We start from the raw sequence: 22658 nt of genomic DNA, 5'->3' as shown, positions 1-22658 counted from the left end.
GTCTCCCCTCTAAGGAAAGCAGCGGGCGAGACAGCATTTGTAACCTCCGGCCTTAGACCAGATCATCCCGGGTCCGTGTAGCAGGACCCGGGATTACGTTTCCGACAGGCCGTCAGACCTGCGGCGTCGCGTCGATCTTGAACCACTTCTCGGACAGCTTCTTGATCGTGCCGTCCTTGATCGCAGCCTGAATCGCCTCGTCGAAGGATTTCTTCAGGTCCGCGTCGTCCTTGCGCATGCCGACCGCGACGCCGCGGCCGAGCAGACCGCCGCGCATGCCTGTTCCGGCGATCACCATGTCCTTGAACTCGGGTTTCTCCTGCGTGGCCTTCAGGGCACCGTGCCCGGCGAAGATCGCATCGATGCGACCAGCCGTCAGGTCGAGGTCGTGCTGCTCCGTCGTCTTGTATTCGCGGATCTCGATCGTATCCTTGAGGTACTGCTCCAGGAACTGCGAGTTCACGGTCGAGCCCTGCACGCCAACGGTCTTGCCCTTCAGGATCGGCTTCCAGGCCTCGATGGCCTTCTTGGCGCCCTCGGGATCCTTCTCGAAGCTCACCGTCGTGCCGGTTCCTGCCAGCTTGGCGAGCGGCGAGTCCTTCATGACGCCGAAGCCATGCGGAGTGGCGGCATAGGGGAGCGAGAAGTTGATCACCTCGAGGCGCTTGTCGGTGATGTTCATGCCGGCCATGATCGCATCGTACTTCCTGGCCTGAAGGGCGGGAATGATGCCGTCCCAGTCCTGGGCCACGATTTCGCACTTCACCTTCATGCGGCCGCAGAGCTCGTTGGCGAGATCAATCTCATAGCCCTCGAGCTTGCCGCCGGCGCCCGTGAAGTTCCAGGGAGCATAGGCGCCCTCTGTGGCGATCTTTACCGTCTTCTCCTGGGCGGCTGCTCCGCCAATCGCAAGAGCAGAGGCCAGCAGGCCGAGACCGATAACCTTGAACAGCTTCATTGTCTTCCCTCTGGTCAGTTTCGACTGATCCCTTTGTCAGGTGAGAGGCGGCTCCGGTGAGCCGGACCTTCCATCCCGCGTGTGAAAGCTAACATTCAAAAGCCAAGCCGGTGCAAGTCCTAAACGTGCTGAATAAGGTAGCCAAGCTGGCAATTTCGGTGGCAGTTTGTCCGGATCCATACAAAAAAGCGCGGCCGAAGCCGCGCTTTCGATAACATGCTCGAGAGATCAAACGCGCGGAGTCGTGTCGATCTTGAACCACTTCTCGGACAGCTTCTTGACCGTGCCGTCCTTGATCGCAGCCTGGATCGCCTCATCGAAGCTCTTCTTCAGTTCGGTCTCGCCCTTGCGCAGGCCGACGCCGACGCCGGCGCCGAGCAGGCCACCGGTAATGGACGGGCCGGCCAAGGTGTAGTCCTTGTTGAACTCGGGCTTCTCGAGGGTGCCGATGATGGCCGTTGCATCCGCGAGAACGGCATCGATGCGGCCTGCAGCCAGATCGAGGTCGTGCTGCTCGGTGGTCTTGTACTCACGGACTTCAGCCGTGCCCTTCAGGTACTTGTCGGCAAAGCTGGAGTGAATCGTCGAGGTCTGAACACCAACGGTCTTGCCCTTCAGAAGCGGCTTGTAGGCCTCGATAGCCTTCTCGGCGGCTGCCTGCTGGGTGCTGAGGTTGAAGGCCTCGCCCTTGCCGGGCATCTTGGCCAACGGCGAGTTCTTCGCCACGAGGAAGCCGTTCGGGGAATTAGCATAGGGACCAGCAAAATCGATGGTCTTCTTGCGTTCCTCGGTGATGCTCATGCCGGCCATGACGGCATCGTACTTCTTGGCGGTCAGCGCCGGGATGATGCCGTCCCAATCCTGGGCCACGATCTCGCACTTCACCTTCATGCGCGCGCACAGGTCGTTTGCGAGGTCGATCTCGAAGCCTTCGAGCTTGCCGCCTGCGCCCGTGAAGTTCCACGGGGCATAGGCGCCTTCCGTGGCGATCTTTACCGTCTTCTCCTGAGCGGCCGCTCCGCCGATCGCAAGAGCCGAACCGAGAAGAGCCAAGCCGACGGTCTTAACGAATTTCATTGTCGTTCCCTTAGTTTTATGGCTCCGTTCTGGCCGGAGCCTAACTTACCGCGACCCTGAGGACCGCGCCGTGACGCAGTAACGGCCAATCCGGCAAAAAAGGCAAGGGGATGCGGGCAGGCCTTACACAACCCGTAGCCGGATTTCGCCCAGGCCCTCGACGGCGCCGGCCATGGTCTGACCTTTCGTCACCGCGCCCACCCCTTCGGGGGTGCCGGAGAAGATCACGTCGCCGGGGGCAAGCTCGAAATAGGTTGACAGATAGGCGATCTGCTCGGCCACCGACCAGATCATGTCCGACAGGTCGGCCTTCTGCTTGCTGGCGCCGTCCACGGTCAGCGAGATGGTGCCGTTCGCCGGGTGGCCGACGGCGGAGACCGGATGGATAGGCCCGACCGGACCGGAATGGTCCGCCGACTTGCCCAGTTCCCAGGGGCGGCGAAGCTGCTTGGCCTCGTCCTGCAGGTCGCGGCGGGTCATATCGAGACCGACCGCATAGCCGAAGACATGGTCGAGGGCCTGATCGACGGGGATATCGCGGCCGCCCTTGGCCAGCGCCACCACCATCTCGATTTCGAAATGGTAGTTGCCGGTCTTGGGCGGATACGGGTGATCAGCCGTGACGCCCTCGGCCACCGGCTGGAGGGCATCGGCCGGCTTCATGAAGAAGAAGGGAGGCTCCCGGGTCGGATCGCCGCCCATCTCCCGGGCATGGGCGGCATAGTTGCGGCCGACGCAATAGACCCGGCGGACCGGAAAGAGATCTTTCGTCCCGGCAACCGGGAGGGCAGGGGTCGAAGGCGCAGGAATGACGTAGGCCATGGAAGCTCGCGAGACATGAGGTGTGATGTCTCTTCCTACACCGTGCGGCCCGCACCACAAGCCGGGAAAAAGGTCCAACTTTTCTCCTGGGCTGTCCTCATAAGGATACGGCGGGTCCAATGGACCCGCCGCACCATAAGGTCAGGCTGGAAACCGATTAACGGCGACGGGCGGTCGCGCCGGGAAGGCGACGGGAATCCTCAAGGTGATGCTCGATATGCGGAACCACCGAGGCCGCGAACTGGCGCAGGGACGGATCGTTACCGGCCTGAGCATAGCTCGTGTGCAGGGCGAGAGCTTCCTGGTGGCCCATGCGCTGCGCCTGTCCGTAGAGACGGTCGAACTGCGGACCGGAGGTCGAAGCCAGCTGGTTCAGCATGGCCATCTTCTCGGGAGGCAGCGGAACGCCGAGACGGATCGGGGTCACGGAACCCGTGGCCTGCACGTCGGCCGCAGCCCCCGCTGCCGAGCCAGTGGTCGCGCCGATGCCGGCGCCGACCGCTGCGCCAACCGGGCCGCCAACCAGAGCGCCTACGCCGGCACCGGCCAGCGCGCCGGTCGCCGTTCCGCCAGCCGTGCCGGGCGAGCCGCTCGTGGCAGCGCCAGCCGTCGCGCCGGCCGTCGCACCGATACCGGCACCGACTGCTGCGCCCACGGGGCCGCCAACAAGAGCACCAATGCCGGCGCCGGCCAGGGTGCCGCTCAGGGAGCCGCCGATGAACTCACCATTCGCGGAATAGACCTGACGGCCGCCATTCAGCGCCTGGCTCGTCATGGAATGATCCTGGATCATCTGCTGGGCATAGCGACGAACGACAGGATTGCGGGAGCGCTCCAGGGCGAGCTGGCTCGTGGCAATCTCGAAGGCATCCGATTGAGCCGCCATCATGCGATAGGTCTGGCTGTCCATGACCATCTGAGCTGAGGCCGGGGCGGCCGAAACGGATGCGAACAAAGCCGCGAGGGCAACGTACTTCTTCATGAGATGAACTCCTGTTTTCTCGGGTCGCAGAACACCGTGCGCAGCCCGACAGGCTTGCGAAGTTCATGGGTGGCTGCTGCACCCCTTCAACGAGGAGCGATCTAAGCGGTTCCAGGAAAGTGGGGCCTTACACGAAGAAAATACAAAATGAATACTGAAGCTTAGCTTTGCCTAAGCTCGTGCGGAGCGACGCTTAACTTGTGTTAGCCGCTGCCGACCCCGGTGCAGGCCTTCGCCTCATCCCTGCTCGTGAGGCAGTCGAATGCGGGCAAGCGAAAGCATGCCCAAGCCTCCGACGGTTCCGTCGGGCTTCAGTCCCCTTCGTTCCGCCATCAGGAGGAAACCCGTTTCATCCCGGCCGATCGTGAAGAGATGGTAGCCGGCGGTGTGGATCAGCGTTCCGCCGCGGGCCGAGGCCGAAGGCGCGCCGATCACCGGAATGGGACCGCGCGGGCCGTCCAGATGGGCCAGCGATCCCACATGGTTGTGGCCATGGAGCACGAGCTCCGCGCCGGCCCGGCAGAGCATCTTCTCGAAGCGTTTGGCATCGGTCAGATTGCGCCCGGCCTCCGCGCCGCCCACGTGAGGCGGGTGATGGATGAGGATGATCCGGAAGCAGGTCGGGTCCTGTCCCAAGTCCTTCAGGATCTCCTCGGTAGCCTTCATCTGTCTGGAGCCGACCCTGCCCGATGCCACGAAGGGAAGCGTCGGGATTGCAGACGACAGCCCGATGATCGCGATGGAGCCGTAGCGGCGCAGATAGGGAAAGCTCGCTTCGCGGCCGTCGTCGCCCCGCGTCCATGGGGCGATCTCCTTCAGGAGCCCTTCCAGGGACCCGCGGACATAGGCGTCGTGGTTGCCGGGCACGAAGGTGACGCGGGATGGCTCGCCGAGCTCTTCGAGGAAGACGCGGGATGTCTTCCACTCTTCCGGAAGGCCGATGTTGCAGGTGTCTCCCGTGCAGGTGATGTGGTCGGGCTTCTGGGCATGCATGTCGGCCACCAGCGCTGCCAGGAGCTCCATGTCGTGCATGTCCTGCCGGCCGCCGCGGTGCCAGTTGTACCAGCCGGTCAGGCGCTTGCTCAGAAGCTGCTTCAGGCGCGGCCGTGGCAGGGGGCCCACATGGGGATCGGTCAGATGGGCGATGCGGAACATGGCGGCCGGGTTCATGCGGGTGGACACGAGAACTCGCGCGCGGGCGCCGCTCCGTCAAGCGCTGCCGATGAAGATACCGGCCAGAAGCACCAGAACGCCGCCCACGATCACCTGGTAGGTGGCGCTCCAGAACGGCGTCTCCATGTATTTCGTCCGGATCCAGGAGATCGCGACGAGTTCCACCGCCACCACGAGGGCCGCGATGCTGGTGGCCAGGATGAAGGCATTGGGCCAGGAGTCCGGCACCAGATAGGGCAGGGTGTGGCCGATGCCGCCGGCCGCCGTCATGAGGCCGCAGATCAGGCCGCGCAGCCAGGGCGAGCCGCGTCCTGTGATCTCGCCGTCGTCCGACAGGGCTTCGGTCAAGCCCATGCTGATGCCGGCGCCGACGGAGGCTGCGAGCCCCACCAGAAACGTCTCCCAGTTGTTCTGGGTGGCGAAGGCGGCGGCAAAGAGCGGGGCAAGGGTCGAGACGGACCCGTCGATGAGGCCGGCAAGCCCGGGCTGGACGTATTGCAGCACGAACAGACGTCGGCGGGCATGCTCCTCGGCAGCCTGTGCATTGTCGGTCAGGTGGGCGGCATGAAGCTCGCCGGCCTTGCGCTCATGCCCGCGCTCGATCTCGGCCAGCCTGGTGAAGAGTTCCCTTAAGGAGACGTCGAGGGTCTGCCGGGCGGCCTTCTCGTAGAAGCTCGCAGCCTGCAGTTCCATGACCTCCGCCTCACGGCGCATCCGATCCAGATCGAGATGGGGGCTCCACCAGACGGTGCGGCGCTTCAGGAAGCCGCGCACGTCCTCCCGGCGGATGGGAGGCAGGTGCTCGCCGAAGCGGGAGCGGTAAAAGCCGTAGAGGGAGTTGCGGTGCTCCCGCTCTTCCTCGGCCATGCCGTCGAAGATCTCGGCCGAGGCGGGAAAGTCGGGCCGAATTCGGTCCGCGAAATGCTGGTAGATCCGCGAGTCTTCCTCTTCGCTCGCAATGGCGAGCGCGACAACTTCACGGGCGGAGAGTTCGGACAGAGACTTCATGGCGGCTCCGATTTAGAATTATTCTAAAATAGAGCCGCGCCATATCAAGCCCCTGTCACGATGGACGGGAGCGCTCGTCCGAGCTCAGTACTGAGCGCCCGGGATCAGGGTCGAATAGATCGTGCGGTCGTCGAAGTTGAGGGCGGGCGACCACGAAAAGCGGGCGGAGCGGTTCAGGCGGGACAGAATGAAAGCGAGAAACATTGGAACACCTTTGGTTGCCGTTGTCTTAGACCTTCGTATTATGCGGGTCACGCGCCAAATTGAGACCACTGCCATGCATTTCATGAATGACTACATTCATCCCCCGGTAATCTTGTTATGATCGCATGATCCGATGTCCGACTCTCCGCCATCACGGAAAGCCTCGCGCCTCCTCACCTGGGGGCTGCACAATTACTGGCGCTTCTCGAGAGGCATGACCCTGGGCGTCCGGGGCGTCGTGCTCGACGGCCAGAATCAGGTCTTCCTCATTCGGCACACCTATGTTCCGGGCTGGCACCTGCCGGGCGGAGGCGTGGAGACCGGCGAGACGGCGATGGAGGCTCTCGACTGCGAGCTGCGCGAGGAGGCCTGCATCGCCATGGACGGGCTTCCCTCCCTGTTCGGCGTGTACTTCAACAACCGTATATCCCGGCGCGATCATGTTCTGGTCTATGTGATCCGGAGCTTCACGGTGCTGCAGGTCAAGCAGCCTGATAGGGAGATCGCGGAAGCGGGGTTCTTTCCACTCGATGATCTGCCCGAGGGGACCACCTCGGCAACCCGGAGCCGCCTGGCGGAGATCCTTGAAGGGCGGCCTCCCTCCGCGCATTGGTGAAGAGGGTTTGCGCCGGGTTGCCGACGCTGCTATGGCCTAGAGCATCGGACCCGAAAGTGGATCTGCACCTTTGGGAGCCATCCGACGCTCCATTCAAATGAGACAGAGGAAACGCCGAGCTCCATGACCATGACCCGGATTCTGCGACGACGACACGGCTGACACCCCTCCCGCCGCCCTGTCCTTTTCGTCATTCGCCTGAGTCCGTTCATGACTGAGCTCTCGCTCCAGATCCGCACCGAGCAACCCATCGATTCCGAAGCTATCGAGCGCCTGCACGAGCGCGCCTTTGGGCCGGGCCGCTTCGCCCGCACCGCCTCGCGTCTGCGCGAGGGAGCGCCCCACCTGCTCGATCTGTCCTTTACCGCCATGGTCGGCACCCTGCTGGTCGGTTCGGTGCGCATGACTCCGGTCATGGCCGGAGAGGAGCCGGCGCTGATGCTCGGGCCCCTGACAGTGGAGCCGGCCTTCGAGAGCCGCGGCATCGGTGCCGCCTTGATGCGCCGGTCGCTGGAAGCCGCCAGGGGCAAGGGTCATACCCTGGTGCTGCTGGTGGGCGACGAGCCCTATTACAGCCGCTTCGGCTTCAAGCGCATTCCGCCCCAGCAGTTGCAGTTGCCTGGTCCGGTCAATCCGGTGCGGTTCCTTGCCTTGGAGCTGGAAGAGGGGGCATTTGCCCGCGCGAAGGGGCTGGTCAGCACGATTCCCGACACGAGCCGGTAGAGCGCAGCCTCTCGCCACCTCTCCACGTCATGGCCGGCCTTGTGCCGGCCAACCCGATGCTGTGGGGCGCCGTGCTTCTCCAATCGAGATCACCGGCACAAGGCCGGTGATGACGTGGCAGTGGGTTGCCCGCCTTGCTCTACGCCCGCCGCCGACCCTCGATCAGCCAGGCGGCCAGAGTCGAGCCGATCAGCAGCACAAGTCCCACGAAGCCCAACGCCATCGGAAAGACCGAGACGCCGCGCACGATGGCGCTGTCGCTCGGCTTGATGCCGATCCAGTCGCCGCCGGCGAAGCGGGAGCCCGAATGCATCGCGATGATGCGGGGCAGAGTGATGCTCTGATCGCCCGCCATGGCCACGCGCCGGACCGATCCGCCCGTTGCCTCCGCAATGGGCTCCAGAGCCTCGGTATTGCTGAACACGTCCATCAGCTCGCGCGGATTGGCCGGCCCGATGCTGACGAAGGCGATCAGCTCGCCGGAGCGCACCGTGTGCAGCCCGAGTTCTCGGCTCGCCACCTGTGCGGTGAACAGGCCAGGCCGCGACTCGGTGATGGGCACGCTGCTTTCCGCGCCGCTCGGCGCGACGAGGGTCACCGGATCGGCCGTTTCCGCCATGGTCTGCCGCTCGATGCGGATGTCGCGCCCTTGCGCGCTTGCCCGCAGGGCTTCCTCCTCCAGAGCCGGCTCCTTCATGAGCCAGTGGGCGAGGCGGCGCAGGAGGTCGAGGTGCGGCCCGCCCTCCTGATAGCCGCGGGCCCAGAGCCAGGCATGGTCGGACAGCAGCAGCGCGACGCGGCCCTTGTCTTCCCGGCGCAACACCAGGAGAGGGAGGTCATTGGCGCCCGACATGAGAGTCGAGCCCGATTGCACCTGCGAGCCGATGATGCGCAACCACTCGCCCCAGGACGGAGGAGACTGCTCCGACCCCGGCAGGTCGCGGGTCACCGGATGGCGGTCGCCGGTATCGGTGATCTCGGCCTTGTAGGGCTGCTCGATGATGCTGCCGTTGGGCTGGCCGGGGATGATGGGCGAAAGCCGGGTCTGGGCAAGGCTGCCATAGCTTGCGAACTCGGGACCCGCCGCCACGAGGATCGCGCCGCCTTCGCGCACATAGCGCACGATGTTCTCGAAATAGCTCGAGGGCAGGATACTCTGGTTCGCGTAGCGGTCGAAGATGATCAGGTCGAATTCCTTGATCTTCTGCTGGAACAGCTCGCGTGTCGGGAAGGCGATCAGGGACAGCTCGTTGATCGGCGTTCCGTCCTGCTTCTCCGGCGGACGCAGGATGGTGAAATGGACGAGGTCCACGTTGGCGTCCGACTTGAGCAGGTTGCGCCAGGTGCGCTCGCCTGCATGCGGCTCGCCTGATACCAGCAGCACGCGCAGCTTCTCTCGGATGCCCTCGATGGGAATCACGGCCCGGTTGTTGGCCTGGGTCAGTTCGTTGGGCAGGCCTTCCACCTCGAGTTCCACCACGTTGGTGCCGCCATGCTCGATGCGCACGTCGAGGGAGAAGGGCGTGTCAGAACGCACCTGCTGGCGGGTGAGAACCTGCCCGTCCCGGCGCACCGTCACCAGGGCCGAACCCGTGCCGCCGCGTTCCATGACCTGGGCGCGGATGGTCTGGTCCTTGCCGACGATGCCGAAGCGTGGAGCCTCCAGAAGCTTGATCTGCCGGTCGCGCTCGTCCGGGCGTCCCGTGATCAGCGCGTGAAGAGGCGCCCTGAAGCCGAGACCTTCCACGGAGGGCGGGATGTCGTGTACGACACCGTCGGTCACGAAGATGACGCCGGCGAGCCGGTCCGGCGGCACGTCGGCAAGACCGTTGGAGAGCGCCGCGAACAGGCGCGTGCCGTCGTCGCCGCTGCCGTCATCGGCCTCGATGAAGCGAGGGTCGACATCGGCGAGAGAGCCGAAGCGGCGTTCCAGTTCGGCCCGCACCTGATCGGTCATGGGAGAGCGGTCGCCCAGGGTCTGGGACGTTGAGCGGTCGATGACCACCGCCACGATGTCCTTCACCTTCTCCCGGTCCTCCTGCACGAGCGCCGGGTTGGCCAGCGCCAGAAGAACGAGGCCGAGGGCGACGGCGCGAAGGATAGCGACTGGCCCACGCGTGACGAGCGCAAGGATCGCCAGGAGCGCGACGACCGCGCCGAGGGCCCAGAGGGCGTAGTCGGGAATGAGGGGCGAGAAGCTGACGGAAAGCAAAGCGATTTCCCCTTACTGCCCGAGGCGTTCGAGCAGGGCCGGCACGTGCACCTGGTCGGCCTTGTAGTTGCCGGTCAGCGCATACATGACGATGTTGACGCCGCTGCGGTACGAGAACTCCCTCTGACGCTGGTCGCTGCCGACGACGGGGTAGAGCGACTCGCCTCGCGCGCCTACGGCCCAGGCGGCGGCGAGATCGTTCGACGTGATGATGATCGGCGACACGCCGTCGCCCGAGCGAGCCGGCCGGCTTGCCTCGCCTTCAGCCTGCGGAGGCAGGGCCTCGACCCAGGTCTGCCCCGTGGCGTAGCGTCCGGGGAAGCTGTCGAGGATGTAGAAGGTCTTGGTGAGCACGTGATCGGCCGGCACGGGCTCGATCTCCGGAATGTCGAGACCCGCGAGCATGCGGCGCAGATACTGCCCCTCGGCGGAAGCCGCGCCGTCGAGGCGGCTGCCGAAGGCATCGCGGGTGTCGAAGATCACGGTGCCGCCGCCCTTCATGAAACCATCGAGACGCCGGATCGCCGCCTCCGACGGCATGGGCCGGCCGGCCACGATGGGCCAGTAGATCAGCGGATAGAACGCCACCTCGTCCCGCGACAGGTCGATGCCGATGGGCTCGCCCGGCGACAGGGCGGTGCGCTGGCTCAGCACCTGCGTCAGCCCGGTGAGACCCGCCTTGCTGGTCTCGTCGACCTGAGAATCCCCCGTGATCACATAGGCAAGCCGCGTCACGAGCGCAGGGCTTGAGCTTTCCATCGTCATCGACGGGCGGCGCTCCTGCGCGCTCGCGTCCGAGATGGGGTTCAGCAGCAGCGCGGAACCGAGGACGATCGCCGCCGCTGCGCCCGCCCTTCGCAGGCGGCCGGAGAGGTTCGACAGGTGGCCGCCGAGCCAGAGCGACGCAAGGGTGTCGGCGACGAGCAGCAGCAGGGCCAGCATGAAGAGCGGCATGCGCAGGTCGATGGTCTGGGCTCCGGCCAGCGGGGCGATCCGGGCGTTGAGAGGGGCAAAGTTCAGCGGGGCCAGCCGGTCGCCCGGCAGGAGCGCGTTCACCGCAAGGCTCGAATCCACCGGCCCGTAGAAGCCCGGCGGATGCTCGCCGGTCGCTCGCTCGGCAAAGTTGCGGGTCACGGCACGGGCATTGGCCGGCGGCGAGATATAGATGCCATAGCCATCGAGGGTCAGACGGGGCGCCACGGTCTCGTTCTCCGCGTTGCGGGCCTCTGCATTCAGGTCGTTCGAAGCACCGGCGAGAGCCGTGGTCCGGCGCAGCATGTCGACGAAGAGGCCCGACAGGGGCAGGTTCGACCAGGTGGTGTCGGCGGTCACGTGGAAGAGCACGATCATTCCATCCCCGCGCTTGTCGGCGGTCACGATCGGCGTGCCGTCGGCGAGCGACGCCCAGGTCTTGGCCGGCAGGTCGCCGTCGGGCTCCGCGAGAATCTGGCGCCGGATGCCGATCTCCTCCGGCACGGCGAGGCCGAAGAAGGGGCTCTCGCGGGTGAAGGGCGCGAAGGTTTTGGGCGTATCCCAGGACAGTGTTCCGCCAAGGCTGCGCCCGCCGCGGCGCAGGCGCACCGGAACCAGCTCGTCATTGCCGGCCGACAGCCGCGAACCCGCAAAGCGCAGCAGCATGCCGCCCTGTTCGACGAAGGCCGCAACCTTGCCGAGCGTCTCCCGGTCGAGCCCGCCTACATCGGCCAGCACCAGCACGGAGACCTGCTCGTCGATGAGTTGGTTCACCGAGTCCGCCACGCCGCCGCGTCCCGTGCGGATCTCCGAATAGGGCGCAAGCGCCCGCTCGATGTAGTAGAGCGGCGAGAGGAGGGGCTGGGCCTGATCCGAGGTGCCGCCGAACACGAGGCCGACGCGGCGGCGCTTGCCGCGCTCGTCGAGCAGGTGGACGGCACCGGCCGAGCCTTCGCCCAGAATCTCGATGCGGGCGATGGCATTGCGGATCTCGGTGGGCAGATCGAAGGCCACATTGGTCTCGGTTGCATTGGCCTCGAAGGAGAAGCGCATGTCGGCGAGCGGCAGGCTCTTGAGGTCGAGAACCCGGACGGTGCCGGAATCGCGCCCGTTCGGTTCGGGACGGACGAGCCTGACATTGAGCTGGCCGCTGGCATTCTCCACGCCGGCGACCGCGAGGGCCGGGGCACGCTCCGTTTTCAGAACGGTGATCTGCTGACCGTCCGCCATGGATGCCAAACCATCGATGAAGCCCTGTCCGTCAACGCCGGCGACCCCGTCGCTGATCCAGATGATGTTGGCGTCCGGCGTTGCTTCCAGGAACCGCCTGATGGGCTCTACATGGGCCTGGCGGTCCTGCAGATGCGGCAGGGGCTTGAGGGAGCGCAGGCGCTCGAGGGCTGCGGCGGGGCTTGATGGTTCGATGGCCGCCGGCGCTTCCGCCATCGCCACGAGGGCCACCGTGCGCCCGTCGCGCCCTGCCGCTTCGATGCGCTCGGAGGCCAGGTTCATGCGGTCGCGCCAGTCGTGAGCGGCGGCAAAGCCGTTGTCGAGCATGATCAGAAGCGGCGAGCGGCTGTTGTCTTCGGCCAGAGGATTCCAGATCGGGCCTGAGGCCGCGAGGATGAGGAAGGCGGCCAGGAGCAGCCGCAGGAGCAGAAGCCACCACGGCGTGCGGGCAGGCATTTCCTGCTCCGGGCGCAGGTCGGCCAGGATCTTCAGGGGCGGGAAATCCACGCGCTTGGGCTGCGGCGGCGTGATCCGCAGGAGCAGCCAGATCGCCGGGAGTGCTGCGAGCGCCGTCAGGACGAGCGGAACGGTGAAGGTGAGAGGCAGGCCCAGCATCGCTCAGCGCCCTCCTACACCAACGCCGCGGGAGGTCGCGACCAGGGTCATGATGCGAAGCGCTGCTTCGCTCGCCGGCCGGTCGGTCCGGTGGATCGTCATTGTCCAGCCGCGGCGGCGCGCCAGCTCCTGCAGTTCCGCCCGATGCTGCTCGATCCGCACCCGATAGGCTTTTCCCCACGAGATGGCATCGCCGATCCGGAGCGACAGGCCATCCTCGAGATCGTGCAGAACCGCCTGCCCCTGGAACGGGAAGGTCTCCTCGACGGGATCGACGATCATGACCAGATGTCCCCGCGCCCCGCGGGACGAGATGCCCTCGACCATGGTGGCGATGTCGCGCACAGGCGACAGGAAATCACTGATCAGGATGGCTTCGTGCTGCGGCGCGACGGCAGCCTGCGGGGGCAGATCCTCCTCGAGAGAAGCGCGGTCCGCCACCAGGGTCTGGGCCATGGTCTCCGCGATGCGCCGGGTCGCGCGCGGCGGCATCAGCCCCAGCATGCCCACCCGCTCGCCGCCCTCGACGAAGCAATTGGCCAGCGCCATCCCCAGCACGACGGCACGCTCGATCTTAGGTGCCTGGGCGAGATCGGAGGCGTAGCCCATGGAGGCGGAGCGGTCGATCCAGAACCAGACGGTCTGGGCCGTTTCCCATTCGCGCTCCCGCACATAGAGCCGGTCGTCTCGGCCCGAGCGGCGCCAGTCGATGCGCTGCGCCGCTTCCCCGGCCACGAAGGGGCGGAACTGCCAGAAGGTCTCGCCGGTGCCGGCGCGGCGACGGCCGTGGATGCCATGCGCAAGGTTGGCGGCCACCCGCCGGGCCTCGAGCACAAGGCGCGGCATCCGGTGAGCGAGGGAGAGCGCGTTCTCCGTCTCAGCGCGGCCCGGCGAGCGGGCGCTTTCGGGAAGGACCCGGACACGGGCCATGACGATGATCCTAGCCTGCCAGCCGCGAGGTGAGCCGGCCGATGACGCCTCCGATCGTGTCTCCATCGGCACGGGCCGAGAAGGTGAGCGCCATGCGGTGCTTCAGCACCGGTTCGGCCAGCGCCACCACGTCGGCGATGGAGGGAGCCACGCGGCCCTCGATGAGCGCGCGGGCGCGCACGGCCAGCATTAGCGCCTGGCTGGCGCGGGGGCCGGGGCCCCACAGGATCTTGTCGCTGACGCCCTCGATCCGATCCGCCTCCGGACGGGCCGAGCGCACGAGATCGAGGATCGCCTCGACGACGCTCTCGCCCACGGGCAGGCGGCGGACGAGGCGCTGCGCGTTCATGAGCGCCTCAGAGTTCATGACGGCCGTCGGCTTGTGATCCTCCGCACCCGTCGTCTCGATCAGGATGCGCCGCTCGGCGTCGCGGGTCGGGTAGCCGACGTCGATCTCCAGCAGGAAGCGGTCGAGCTGAGCCTCGGGCAGCGGATATGTGCCCTCCTGCTCGATGGGGTTCTGCGTCGCCAGCACATGGAAGGGCTGCGGCAGGTCGTGCCGCTCGCCTCCCACCGACACGTGATGCTCCTGCATGGCCTGCAGCAGGGCGGACTGGGTGCGGGGGCTGGCGCGGTTGATCTCGTCGGCCATGAGCAGCTGCGCGAAGACAGGGCCTTTCACGAAACGGAAGGAGCGGCGGCGGTCGGCGCCTTCGTCGAGAATCTCGGAGCCCAGGATGTCGGAAGGCATCAGGTCGGGGGTGAACTGGATGCGCCGGGCATCGAGCCCGAGCACGGTACCCAGCGTGTCCACAAGCTTGGTTTTGGCGAGGCCCGGAACACCGACCAGAAGGCCATGGCCGCCGGCGAGAAGGGTAATGAGGGTGAGGTCCACCACATCTTCCTGGCCGAAGATGACGGTGTGAATGGCCTCTCGGGCGCGGCCTACGGTCTCAAGCGTCGCCTCCGCGTTGCGGATGATCGCGTCGTCCAATGCGGTGGGCGCTTGAGCAATGCTGGCCGTCATGAGGTCATTCTCCCTCTCATACGCATGTGCCCCCGATAGCTAGTCTGCCTTTGATCCTGGTCGATAGGCAAGGGTCGATGCGCCGCAGCGTTGAACCCGTGTGGAGTGGACGAGACAGCTAAGGACTCTATGCTCTAGGAAGTAACAATCGGCAGCCGTTCGTCGATCCCGAAAATGGAAAATCCTGTTCACGCTTGCGTCATGACCCATCCTTTGCCACTCACACCCGGAAGTGCCCTGGCCCGCCTGACAGAGGCGCTGGGGTCCGATTCAAAGCGGAAAGGCCCACCTCCGGTCGAGCGCTGGAACCCGGCCTATTGCGGCGAGATCGACATGCGCATCGCAGCCGACGGCACATGGCACTATATGGGCTCGCCCATCAGCCGGCTTGCCCTCGTGAAGCTGTTCTCGACGGTTCTGCGCAAGGATCCGGAGCGCTACGTGCTCGTGACCCCGGTGGAGCGGGTCGGGATTACGGTCGAGGATGCGCCGTTCCTGGCCGTCGAAATGGCCGTGGAGGGTGAGGGTGAGAGCCGGCAGATCGCATTCCGCACCAATGTGGATGATCTCGTGCAGGTCGGACCGGATCATCCTCTGCGCTTCGAGCAGGGCGCGAACGGCGGCATCAAACCTTACGTCAAGGTTCGAGGGGAACTGTGGGCCCTGGTGACCCGAAGCTTGGCCCTCGATCTCATCGCCATGGGCGAAGAGAAGAGCCTCGATGGGATGGCGGCCTTCGGGGTCGCGGCAGGCAGCGCCTTCTTCCCCATCGCTCCGGCGTCCGAACTGGGCATTGCTTGATGCGTATTGCACCCCATGACGGGCCGGACTTCCTGACCCTTGCTGCCGACCGGCTGCGGCCCGAGCCGCCGCATGCCGAGGAGGCGCTTGCCAACCCAAGGGGCGACCACAGCCTCGACGACGTGCCCCTGGCTTACCCTCTGTCCCCGAAGCCTGCGGCGGTCTTGGTGCCTGTGGTCATGCGCGACGAGCCGATGCTGCTCCTCACCGAACGGGCTGCGCATCTGCGCCAGCATTCGGGGCAGATCGCCTTTCCGGGCGGTCGGGTCGACCCGACCGACGCCTCCGTCCTCGACGCCGCCTGCCGCGAGGCCATGGAGGAGATCGGCCTCGACAGCCGCTTCATCAGCCCGCTCGGCTACCTCGACGCTTATCTGTCCACAACGAACTATCTCGTCATGCCGGTGGTGGCGCGGGTCTCGCCTTCCTACACGCTTGCCATCAATCACGAGGAGGTGGCCGACGCGTTCGAAGTTCCTCTCGGTTTCCTCATGGATCCCGGGCGCCACGAACTCCATTCCCGTGAGTGGAAGGGCAGGCTTCGCCGCTACTATGCAATGCCCTATCAGGGACGCTACATCTGGGGTGTGACGGCGGGCATCATCCGCAACCTTTACGAGAGGCTCTACGGTTCATGACGCGTGCTGTCGTTCAAGGCCTTGTCCTGTTCTTTCTGCCTTTCGTCCTTTTCGGTGCATACCTCATCATCCGCCGCCGCAATCCTCTGCTCTGGGCGCACTGGAGCAGCCAGTCCCTCTGGCTCACGATCGCGGGCCTGAGCTTCGTCGTCCTCTCGTTGATTGCCACAAGCCTGCTGGACGAGCGCCAGACAGGCACCTATGTGCCGACGCGCGTCGAGAACGGGCGCGTCATTCCGGGGCATTTCCAGTGACGGAACCCCTCGGTCGGCAGGCGCTGGCGGGCCTTCTCCAGCGCCCTGAACTGCGTCGCCTCCTGGAGGCCTTCAACGATGGGGCCGAGGAGACCCGCGTCGTGGGCGGTGCCGTGCGCAATGCCCTGCTCGGACGTCCCGTCACCGAGGTGGACTGCACCACGACCATGCTGCCCGACGGCATCACGGAGCGGGCGAAGCGGGCCGGGTTCAAGGCGGTTCCGACCGGCATCGATCACGGCACGATCACGGTGATCGTCGACGGCGAGCCCTTCGAGATCACCACCCTTCGGGAGGATGTGAAAACCGACGGGCGCCATGCGGTCGTGCATTTCGGGCGCGATTTCGCGCGCGATGCCAGACGGCGGGATTTCACCATCAATGCCCTGTCCCTGGGGCTCGACGGACAGCTCTACGATTACACCGGCGGCGAGGCGGATCTCGCCGCCCGGCGTGTGCGCTTCATCGGCGAGGCCCGCACCCGCATCCGCGAGGATTACCTGAGGATCATGCGTTTTTTCCGCTTCCATGCGGAATATGCGCAAGGCGACCCTGACGCCGAGGGGCTTGCCGCCTCGGGAGCCGAGCGGCAGGGGCTCGCGATCCTCTCGAAGGAGCGGATCCGGCACGAACTCCTCAAGCTTCTCGTCGCGAAGCGGGCCGAGGAGACGATCCTGGTCCTGGCTGACCACGGGTTCCTCACCGGGCTTATCGGCGGCGTCGCCGAGTTCGGCCGCCTCGGTCGCGTGGCCGTCGATGACCGGGACAGCCCTGTCGCGATCTGGCGTCTTGCTGCCCTTGCCGCGATGGTGGGGGAAGATGCGGAACGCCTGCGGGAGCAGCTTCGGCTGTCCAATGACGAGCACAGGAAGCTCGCCTCCTATGCCGGGCTTCTCAGCCTCCTCAAGACCTGGACTCTGCCGCTCGATGCCGCGGCCATCCGTCGCCTGGCGGCGGATCACGAGCCCGAGGCTCTCGGGGTTGTCCTCGCCGCGACGGCCGGGGAACCGTCTCCGGTCGTCCAACAGGGGGCTCGCGAGGCGCTCGCCCGCTACAGGAGCGGGGCTGAGCCCGTGCCGGTCTTCCCCTTGCGCGGGGCCGATCTCGTCGAAGGGGGTGTTCCAAAGGGACCCAGGATCGGCGAAATGCTGGCCCGAGCCCGCCAAGCCTGGCTGGCGGAGGGCTGCCGGACCGACGCGAGCTATGCCGAGGAGCTGCTCAGGCGGGTGCTGCAGCAGGCTTAAGGCCACCTCACCGTCGGCGGCATGGAGGACAGGATCGACGCGATGTTGCCGCCGGTCTTCAAGCCGAAGATCGTGCCCCGGTCATAGAGCAGGTTGAACTCCACATATCGCCCGCGCCGCACCTGCTGCTCGATGCGGTCCTCCTCCGTCCAGGGCTTGTCGACGTTGCGCCGCACGATCTCGGGATAGATCTTGAGGAAGGCCTCGCCGACGTTGCGGGTGAAGGCGAAGTCTTCGTCCGGGTTCCCGGTCCAGTGGTAGTCGTAGAAGATGCCGCCGATGCCCCGCGGCTCGTTGCGGTGTTTCAGGAAGAAGTACTCGTCGCACCATTTCCTGTACTTTTCGTAGGACCCCTCCGGCGCGTGGGCGCCGCAGGCCTGTTCCATGGCCTCGTGGAACAGGATCGTATCCGGGTCGTCCTGCGCGCGCCGCCTTTCGAGCACGGGGGTGAGGTCCGCCCCGCCGCCGAACCAGCGCTTCGTGGTCACCACGAGACGGGTATTCATGTGGACGGTCGGCGCGTTCGGGTTCCAGGGATGGGCGATGAGCGAGATGCCGCCAGCCCAGAAGCGCGGGTCCTGGTCCGATCCCGGGATCTGGCCGCGGAACTCGGGCGCGAACTCGCCGTGGACGGTCGAGACGTGAACCCCCACCTTCTCGAACACGCGCCCCTTCATCATCGACATGACGCCCCCGCCACCGGGGATGCCGCTGTGGTCCTTGCGCTCCCAGGGCGTGCGCTCGAAGCGGCCGGGCTCCGTCGCTTCCGGGGGGAGGGGGGCCGTCACCTCGTCCTCCAGCGCCTCGAAGGCGGCGCAGATGCGGTCGCGCAGCAGGGCGAACCAGATGGGGGCCTCATTCTGCAGGCGCGCGACGGCGGCTTGGTCGGTCATCAGGTCTGGCCTCACATCTTCGAAGGAGCGGGATTGGGAAACGAACGGGTCTGCCGCAGGGCCTCGCCCAGGATCATGGCGGCGGTCACGGCCACGTTGAGGGAGCGCATCCCGGTCTGCATGGGGATGAGGATCCGCGCATCGGCCGCCCCATGAACCTCCTCCGGCACGCCTGCGGATTCCCGCCCGACCAGGACGATGTCGTCGGGCCGGTATGCGAAATCCATATAGGGGATCGCCCCTCTGGTGGTGGCGAGGACGAGCCGCCCCTTGTCCTCCTGCCGCCATGCCTCGAAGGCCCGCCAGGCGATGTGGCGGGTGATCGTCACGTGGTTCAGGTAGTCCATGCCCGAGCGACGAAGGTTGCGGTCCGAGACATCGAAGGCCGCAGGTTCGATGATCTCGACCGGCACGCCGAGGCAGGCCGCCAGACGCAGCATGGTGCCGGTGTTCTGCGGGATGTCGGGCTGGTAGATGGCAAGACGGGGCATGGGTTCGTCATCGTGGCAAGTCGCCTCGCCGTCAAGGGAGCGGCTTGAGGGCTTTCGGGCCGGCGGCATTTTGAGCCACTGCCTGGAACAACTCCAATCCGGCTATGGACAGGCGGGCTTGACCGTGCCAAAGAGCCACCGCGCGGCGACTCCCAGTCGCATTGCGCGCGCGTTGTCGTGTTCCATATCGGAACTCGTGAGCCGAATGCCAGGGTTGCCAAGGCATTGCCGATGCGCGGTTCTCGTTTTTTGACCAATGCTGGAGAGCCAAGTGGCCGAGACCACCACTCATGTCGCTGAGCCGACACGGCGCGATTTCCTGTACATCGCCACAGGCGCAGCCGCCGCCATCGGGGGGGCCACCCTGGTGTGGCCTTTCGTCCAGTCCCTGGCGCCCGACGCGGCGACGGTGGCTGCAGGCGCGCCCGTCGAAGTCGACCTGGCGCCGATCGCCGAAGGCCAGATCGTGAAGGTGTTCTGGCGCGGCAAGCTGATCTTCATCCGGCACCGCACGCCGGACGAGATCAAGGCCGCAGCGGACGTCAACGTTGCCTCCCTGCGCGATCCGCAGCCCGACGCGGCCCGCGTCAAGGACGGCAAGGCGCAGTGGCTTGTGGTCTACGGCAACTGCACCCATCTCGGCTGCGTGCCCCTTGGCAATTCGGGCGAGTACAACGGCTGGTTCTGCCCCTGCCACGGCTCGGTGTTCGACACCTCCGGCCGCGTCCGCGGCGGTCCGGCGCCGATCAATCTGCCGATCCCGCCCTATGCCTTCGCGTCCGACACGAAGGTCATCATCGGCCAGGAAGCCACGGCGTAACCTAAGCGACGATCAGGCGAAACACATGAGCCAGCATCCCACAACTTACGTTCCCAAGAGCGCCTTCGGTCGGTGGTTCGAGAGCCGCCTGCCGGTTGCGGGCCTCGTCCACTCTTCATTCGTCGCCTTCCCGGTGCCCCGGAACCTGACCTATTTCTGGACCTTCGGCGCCATCTTGGCCTTCATGCTCGTCGCGCAGATCGTGACCGGCGTGTTCCTGGCGATGTACTACACCCCGAACGCCGATCTCGCCTTCCAATCCGTCGAGCACATCATGCGCGACGTGAACTACGGCTGGCTGATCCGCTATCTGCACGCCAATGGCGCGTCGATGTTCTTCATCGCCGTCTACATCCACATCTTCCGGAACTTCTACTACGGCTCCTACAAGGCGCCCCGCGAGGTTCTCTACATCCTCGGTGTGATCATCTTCATCCTCATGATGGCGACCGCCTTCATGGGCTACGTGCTTCCCTGGGGCCAGATGAGCTTCTGGGGCGCCACCGTGATCACCAACCTCTTCTCGGCGATCCCGCTCGTCGGCGAGACCATCGTGAGCTACCTCTGGGGCGGCTACTCGGTGGGCAACCCGACCCTGAACCGCTTCTTCTCCCTGCACTACCTGCTGCCCTTCATGATCGCCGGCGTCGTCGCCCTGCACATCTGGGCGCTGCACGTGCCGGGCCAGAACAACCCGACGGGCATTCCGATCAAGTCGGGCAAGGACGCGGTTCCGTTCACGCCTTACGCCACAATCAAGGACATCTTCGCCGTCGTCGTGTTCCTGATATTCTTCGCCTATTGGGTATTCTACATGCCCAACTACCTCGGCCATGCGGACAACTACATCCCGGCGAACCCGGCCGTGACGCCCGCGCACATCGTGCCGGAATGGTACTTCCTGCCGTTCTACGCGATCCTGCGCGCCATTCCCGACAAGCTCGGCGGCGTCCTCGCCATGGGCGCGGCCATCGTGATCTGGGTCTTCATGCCCTGGCTCGACACCTCGAAGGTGCGCTCCACCGCCTACCGCCCGCTCTACAAGCAGTTCTTCTGGGTGTTCGTGGGTGTCTGCGTCGTGCTCGGCTGGCTCGGTTCCCGCCCGGCCGAAGGCTGGTACGTGATCGCCTCCCAGATCTGCACGGTCTACTACTTCGCCCATTTCCTGATCGTCCTGCCGGTGCTCGGCTTCGTCGAGCGTCCGCTGCCGCTGCCGAATTCGATCCTCGAATCCGTCATGGGCGTGCAGAAGGGCGGGGCTGGCATGCCGGCCGGCGCCAATGCCGAGCCGCAGTCCAAGGGCTGAACGGGAGCGTTGAGGAAAACATCATGATGAAGCGTACCCTTCTCATCGCTGCGGCCGTTCTCGGCCTCTCCGCTCCGGCCTTCGCTGCCGGCGAGACTCCGGTCCCGCCGCAGCTCAAGTGGAGCTTCCAGGGACCTTTCGGCACCTTCGACCGGGCTCAGCTCCAGCGCGGCTTCAAGGTCTACCGGGAGGTCTGCGCCTCCTGCCACGGCCTGAGCTACGTCGCCTTCCGCAACCTGTCCCAGCCCGGCGGTCCGGAGTTCTCCGAGGGTCAGGTTCGTGCCCTGGCGGCCGAGTACAAGATCCAGGACGGCCCGAACGATGCCGGCGACATGTTCGAGCGTCCCGGCCGCGCGGCCGACCGCTTCCCGTCGCCGTTCCCGAACGAGAACGCGGCGGCGGCGGCCAATGGCGGCAAGGCTCCGCCGGACCTGTCCCTGATGGCCAAGGCCCGCACCTACGAGCGCGGCTTCCCCTGGTGGATCACGGACGTGTTCCGCCAGTACTCCGAGAACGGCGCGGATTACCTCGTAGCGCTGCTGAACGGCTATCATGAGGCCCCGCAGGGCTTCACGGTGCCGGAGGGCGGGCACTACAACGAGTATTATCCTGGCCACGTGATCGCGATGCCGAAGCCGATCAATGACGGTCAGGTCGAGTACCCGAAGAACGAGGCCGGCCAGCCCCAGGCTCCGGAAACGGTTGACCAGTACGCCCGCGACGTGACGGCCTTCCTCACCTGGGCGGCGGAACCGCATCTCGAGGCCCGCAAGCGCCTCGGCTTCCAGGTCATGCTGTTCCTGATCGTGCTCGCTGGCCTGCTCTACTTCACCAAGAAGAAGATCTGGGCCCGGGTCGGCGGCGAGGTCGAAGGCCACGCAACGCCCCCGATGACGCACAACCCGTAAGAAGCGACGATCAAGGCCCCGGCTTCCGGGGCCTTTTTCTTTTCGGGTGACACGTTCTCCGAGCAGCCTTATCTCGATGGCCATGCTGCAGACGATTGCCGATGACCTCTGGGGCCTGCCCTGCCTCGCCTATCACGTTCAGCCGAGCCTTGAGCCTGACACGCGGGAGGCTTTCGAAGAGGTGCAGAGGGCGATTGCCGAGCACTGGCCGGAACCCTTGCATGTGGGGCCCAGGCCGGCGCTGCATGTCACCATCTATCCGCTGGTTCCAGTCAGGGGAGCCTTCGACAAGGGCGCCTACTGGCAGGACATTGCCGGACGGAGCCAGCGCCTTCTGGAGGAGCTTTGCCACGGCCATCAGGCGCTGAAGCTGCATTTTTCCCGTCTCAAGGTCACCGACACCGCCATCATTGCGACCGCGGCCGAGGACACCGGCCTGATCAGCGCCATCCGGGGCAAAATCGTCAGCGACATTCCCCCGCCGCCCGGCCAGGAACCGATACTGTACGATCTGATCCACTCGACCCTGGCGCGCTTTCAGACGAAAGCCTCCGTTCCGGATGACACGGTCAGGCTCATCGAGAGCCTTCCCGTGTCCATCGCGGCACCCGTGAGGCACATCAGGCTCGTTCGCGAAACACTCTTTCCCTGTCTCATGACCGAGGAGATCGCTTCGATCCCGCTGACCGGGAGGTGAGGCTTGGGACGTAGGCGTTCCTCGGCTATGACGGGCTTACAACAACCAGGCAGGCGA

General features: G+C 65.8%; 22 protein-coding genes. 10 read left to right on the top strand and 12 right to left on the bottom strand.

The window, feature by feature from the left end; translation table 11 throughout:
- Positions 1-112: 112 nt before the first annotated feature.
- The 6 genes from AC0QTX_RS06495 to mbfA all read right to left on the bottom strand — a co-directional run bounded on the left by AC0QTX_RS06495 (position 113) and on the right by mbfA (position 6020).
- Positions 113-958 carry a lysine/arginine/ornithine ABC transporter substrate-binding protein gene (locus AC0QTX_RS06495; protein WP_474603017.1) on the bottom strand — a complete coding sequence of 282 codons (846 nt, stop codon included), beginning with the start codon at positions 956-958 and terminating at the stop codon, positions 113-115.
- 228 nt (positions 959-1186) lie between these two features.
- Positions 1187-2035, bottom strand: coding sequence for a lysine/arginine/ornithine ABC transporter substrate-binding protein (locus AC0QTX_RS06490; RefSeq protein WP_474603016.1), 849 nt, complete (start codon positions 2033-2035; stop codon positions 1187-1189).
- A gap of 123 nt (positions 2036-2158) precedes the next feature.
- Entirely contained in the window at positions 2159-2857 is a 699-nt protein-coding gene (locus AC0QTX_RS06485; RefSeq protein WP_474603015.1) for a fumarylacetoacetate hydrolase family protein, read from the bottom strand.
- A 157-nt stretch (positions 2858-3014) separates the two neighbouring features.
- Positions 3015-3839 carry a DUF4142 domain-containing protein gene (locus AC0QTX_RS06480; protein WP_474603014.1) on the bottom strand — a complete coding sequence of 275 codons (825 nt, stop codon included), beginning with the start codon at positions 3837-3839 and terminating at the stop codon, positions 3015-3017.
- A 237-nt stretch (positions 3840-4076) separates the two neighbouring features.
- A complete protein-coding gene (locus tag AC0QTX_RS06475; protein WP_474603101.1) occupies positions 4077-4994 on the bottom strand; it encodes a metallophosphoesterase family protein in 918 nt (305 codons plus the stop codon).
- Positions 4995-5048: 54 nt separating this feature from the next.
- Positions 5049-6020 carry an iron exporter MbfA gene (gene mbfA, locus AC0QTX_RS06470; RefSeq protein ID WP_474603013.1) on the bottom strand — a complete coding sequence of 324 codons (972 nt, stop codon included), beginning with the start codon at positions 6018-6020 and terminating at the stop codon, positions 5049-5051.
- A 337-nt stretch (positions 6021-6357) separates the two neighbouring features.
- On the opposite strand from mbfA, the gene AC0QTX_RS06465 reads away from it, so the two are divergent.
- Both AC0QTX_RS06465 and AC0QTX_RS06460 read left to right on the top strand, forming a co-directional pair.
- On the top strand, positions 6358-6840 hold the full coding sequence (locus AC0QTX_RS06465; protein WP_474603012.1) for an NUDIX domain-containing protein: 483 nt from the start codon (positions 6358-6360) through the stop codon (positions 6838-6840).
- 210 nt (positions 6841-7050) lie between these two features.
- On the top strand, positions 7051-7563 hold the full coding sequence (locus AC0QTX_RS06460) for a GNAT family N-acetyltransferase (RefSeq protein ID WP_474603011.1): 513 nt from the start codon (positions 7051-7053) through the stop codon (positions 7561-7563).
- 139 nt (positions 7564-7702) lie between these two features.
- Here AC0QTX_RS06460 and AC0QTX_RS06455 read toward each other — a convergent pair whose 3' ends face one another.
- From AC0QTX_RS06455 to AC0QTX_RS06440, 4 genes are read right to left on the bottom strand one after another with little or no spacing between them, the layout of a single operon-like run.
- Positions 7703-9775, bottom strand: a complete 2073-nt coding sequence (locus AC0QTX_RS06455; protein WP_474603010.1) for a hypothetical protein — start codon at positions 9773-9775, stop codon at positions 7703-7705.
- 12 nt (positions 9776-9787) lie between these two features.
- Positions 9788-12592, bottom strand: a complete 2805-nt coding sequence (locus tag AC0QTX_RS06450) for a DUF4159 domain-containing protein (RefSeq protein ID WP_474603009.1) — start codon at positions 12590-12592, stop codon at positions 9788-9790.
- Between the two features lie 3 nt (positions 12593-12595).
- Complete coding sequence (locus tag AC0QTX_RS06445) at positions 12596-13522, bottom strand: DUF58 domain-containing protein (RefSeq protein ID WP_474603008.1); 927 nt, start codon at positions 13520-13522, stop codon at positions 12596-12598.
- 10 nt (positions 13523-13532) lie between these two features.
- On the bottom strand, positions 13533-14549 hold the full coding sequence (locus tag AC0QTX_RS06440) for an AAA family ATPase (protein WP_474603007.1): 1017 nt from the start codon (positions 14547-14549) through the stop codon (positions 13533-13535).
- A 201-nt stretch (positions 14550-14750) separates the two neighbouring features.
- On the opposite strand from AC0QTX_RS06440, the gene AC0QTX_RS06435 reads away from it, so the two are divergent.
- From AC0QTX_RS06435 to AC0QTX_RS06420, 4 genes are read left to right on the top strand one after another with little or no spacing between them, the layout of a single operon-like run.
- Complete coding sequence (locus AC0QTX_RS06435) at positions 14751-15350, top strand: DUF1285 domain-containing protein (protein ID WP_474603006.1); 600 nt, start codon at positions 14751-14753, stop codon at positions 15348-15350.
- Entirely contained in the window at positions 15350-15988 is a 639-nt protein-coding gene (locus AC0QTX_RS06430) for a CoA pyrophosphatase (RefSeq protein WP_474603005.1), read from the top strand. Before AC0QTX_RS06435 ends, AC0QTX_RS06430 begins: the two co-directional genes overlap by 1 nt.
- Positions 15985-16242 carry a DUF6111 family protein gene (locus tag AC0QTX_RS06425; protein ID WP_474603004.1) on the top strand — a complete coding sequence of 86 codons (258 nt, stop codon included), beginning with the start codon at positions 15985-15987 and terminating at the stop codon, positions 16240-16242. The genes AC0QTX_RS06430 and AC0QTX_RS06425 overlap by 4 nt, the downstream gene beginning before the upstream one ends.
- On the top strand, positions 16239-17486 hold the full coding sequence (locus AC0QTX_RS06420) for a CCA tRNA nucleotidyltransferase (RefSeq protein ID WP_474603003.1): 1248 nt from the start codon (positions 16239-16241) through the stop codon (positions 17484-17486). The genes AC0QTX_RS06425 and AC0QTX_RS06420 overlap by 4 nt, the downstream gene beginning before the upstream one ends.
- Here the strand turns inward: AC0QTX_RS06420 and hemF are convergent.
- Together hemF and AC0QTX_RS06410 are read right to left on the bottom strand one after the other, a co-directional pair.
- Positions 17483-18379 (bottom strand): oxygen-dependent coproporphyrinogen oxidase, encoded by an 897-nt coding sequence (hemF, locus tag AC0QTX_RS06415; protein WP_474603002.1) that lies wholly within the window; start codon positions 18377-18379, stop codon positions 17483-17485. The two genes, AC0QTX_RS06420 and hemF, sit on opposite strands and share 4 nt — an antisense overlap.
- An 11-nt stretch (positions 18380-18390) precedes the next feature.
- Positions 18391-18870, bottom strand: coding sequence for a tRNA (cytidine(34)-2'-O)-methyltransferase (locus AC0QTX_RS06410; protein ID WP_474603001.1), 480 nt, complete (start codon positions 18868-18870; stop codon positions 18391-18393).
- A gap of 271 nt (positions 18871-19141) precedes the next feature.
- Between AC0QTX_RS06410 and petA the strand changes: the two genes are divergently transcribed.
- From petA to AC0QTX_RS06390, 4 genes are all read left to right on the top strand, one after another.
- A complete protein-coding gene (petA, locus tag AC0QTX_RS06405; protein WP_409564828.1) occupies positions 19142-19690 on the top strand; it encodes a ubiquinol-cytochrome c reductase iron-sulfur subunit in 549 nt (182 codons plus the stop codon).
- A 25-nt stretch (positions 19691-19715) separates the two neighbouring features.
- The gene (locus AC0QTX_RS06400; protein ID WP_474603000.1) at positions 19716-20996 is read left to right on the top strand and encodes a cytochrome b; all 1281 of its coding nucleotides are present in this window, start codon (positions 19716-19718) and stop codon (positions 20994-20996) included.
- Between the two features lie 23 nt (positions 20997-21019).
- The gene (locus AC0QTX_RS06395; protein ID WP_474602999.1) at positions 21020-21904 is read left to right on the top strand and encodes a cytochrome c1; all 885 of its coding nucleotides are present in this window, start codon (positions 21020-21022) and stop codon (positions 21902-21904) included.
- Positions 21905-21980: 76 nt separating this feature from the next.
- Positions 21981-22601 carry a hypothetical protein gene (locus AC0QTX_RS06390; protein WP_474602998.1) on the top strand — a complete coding sequence of 207 codons (621 nt, stop codon included), beginning with the start codon at positions 21981-21983 and terminating at the stop codon, positions 22599-22601.
- The last annotated feature ends 57 nt before the right edge of the window (positions 22602-22658 follow it).

The sequence above is a fragment of the Microvirga sp. jy35 genome, assembly GCF_056148915.1.
Note: the sequence above shows the minus strand (reverse complement) of the source record. Positions and strands in the feature narration are given on the sequence as shown.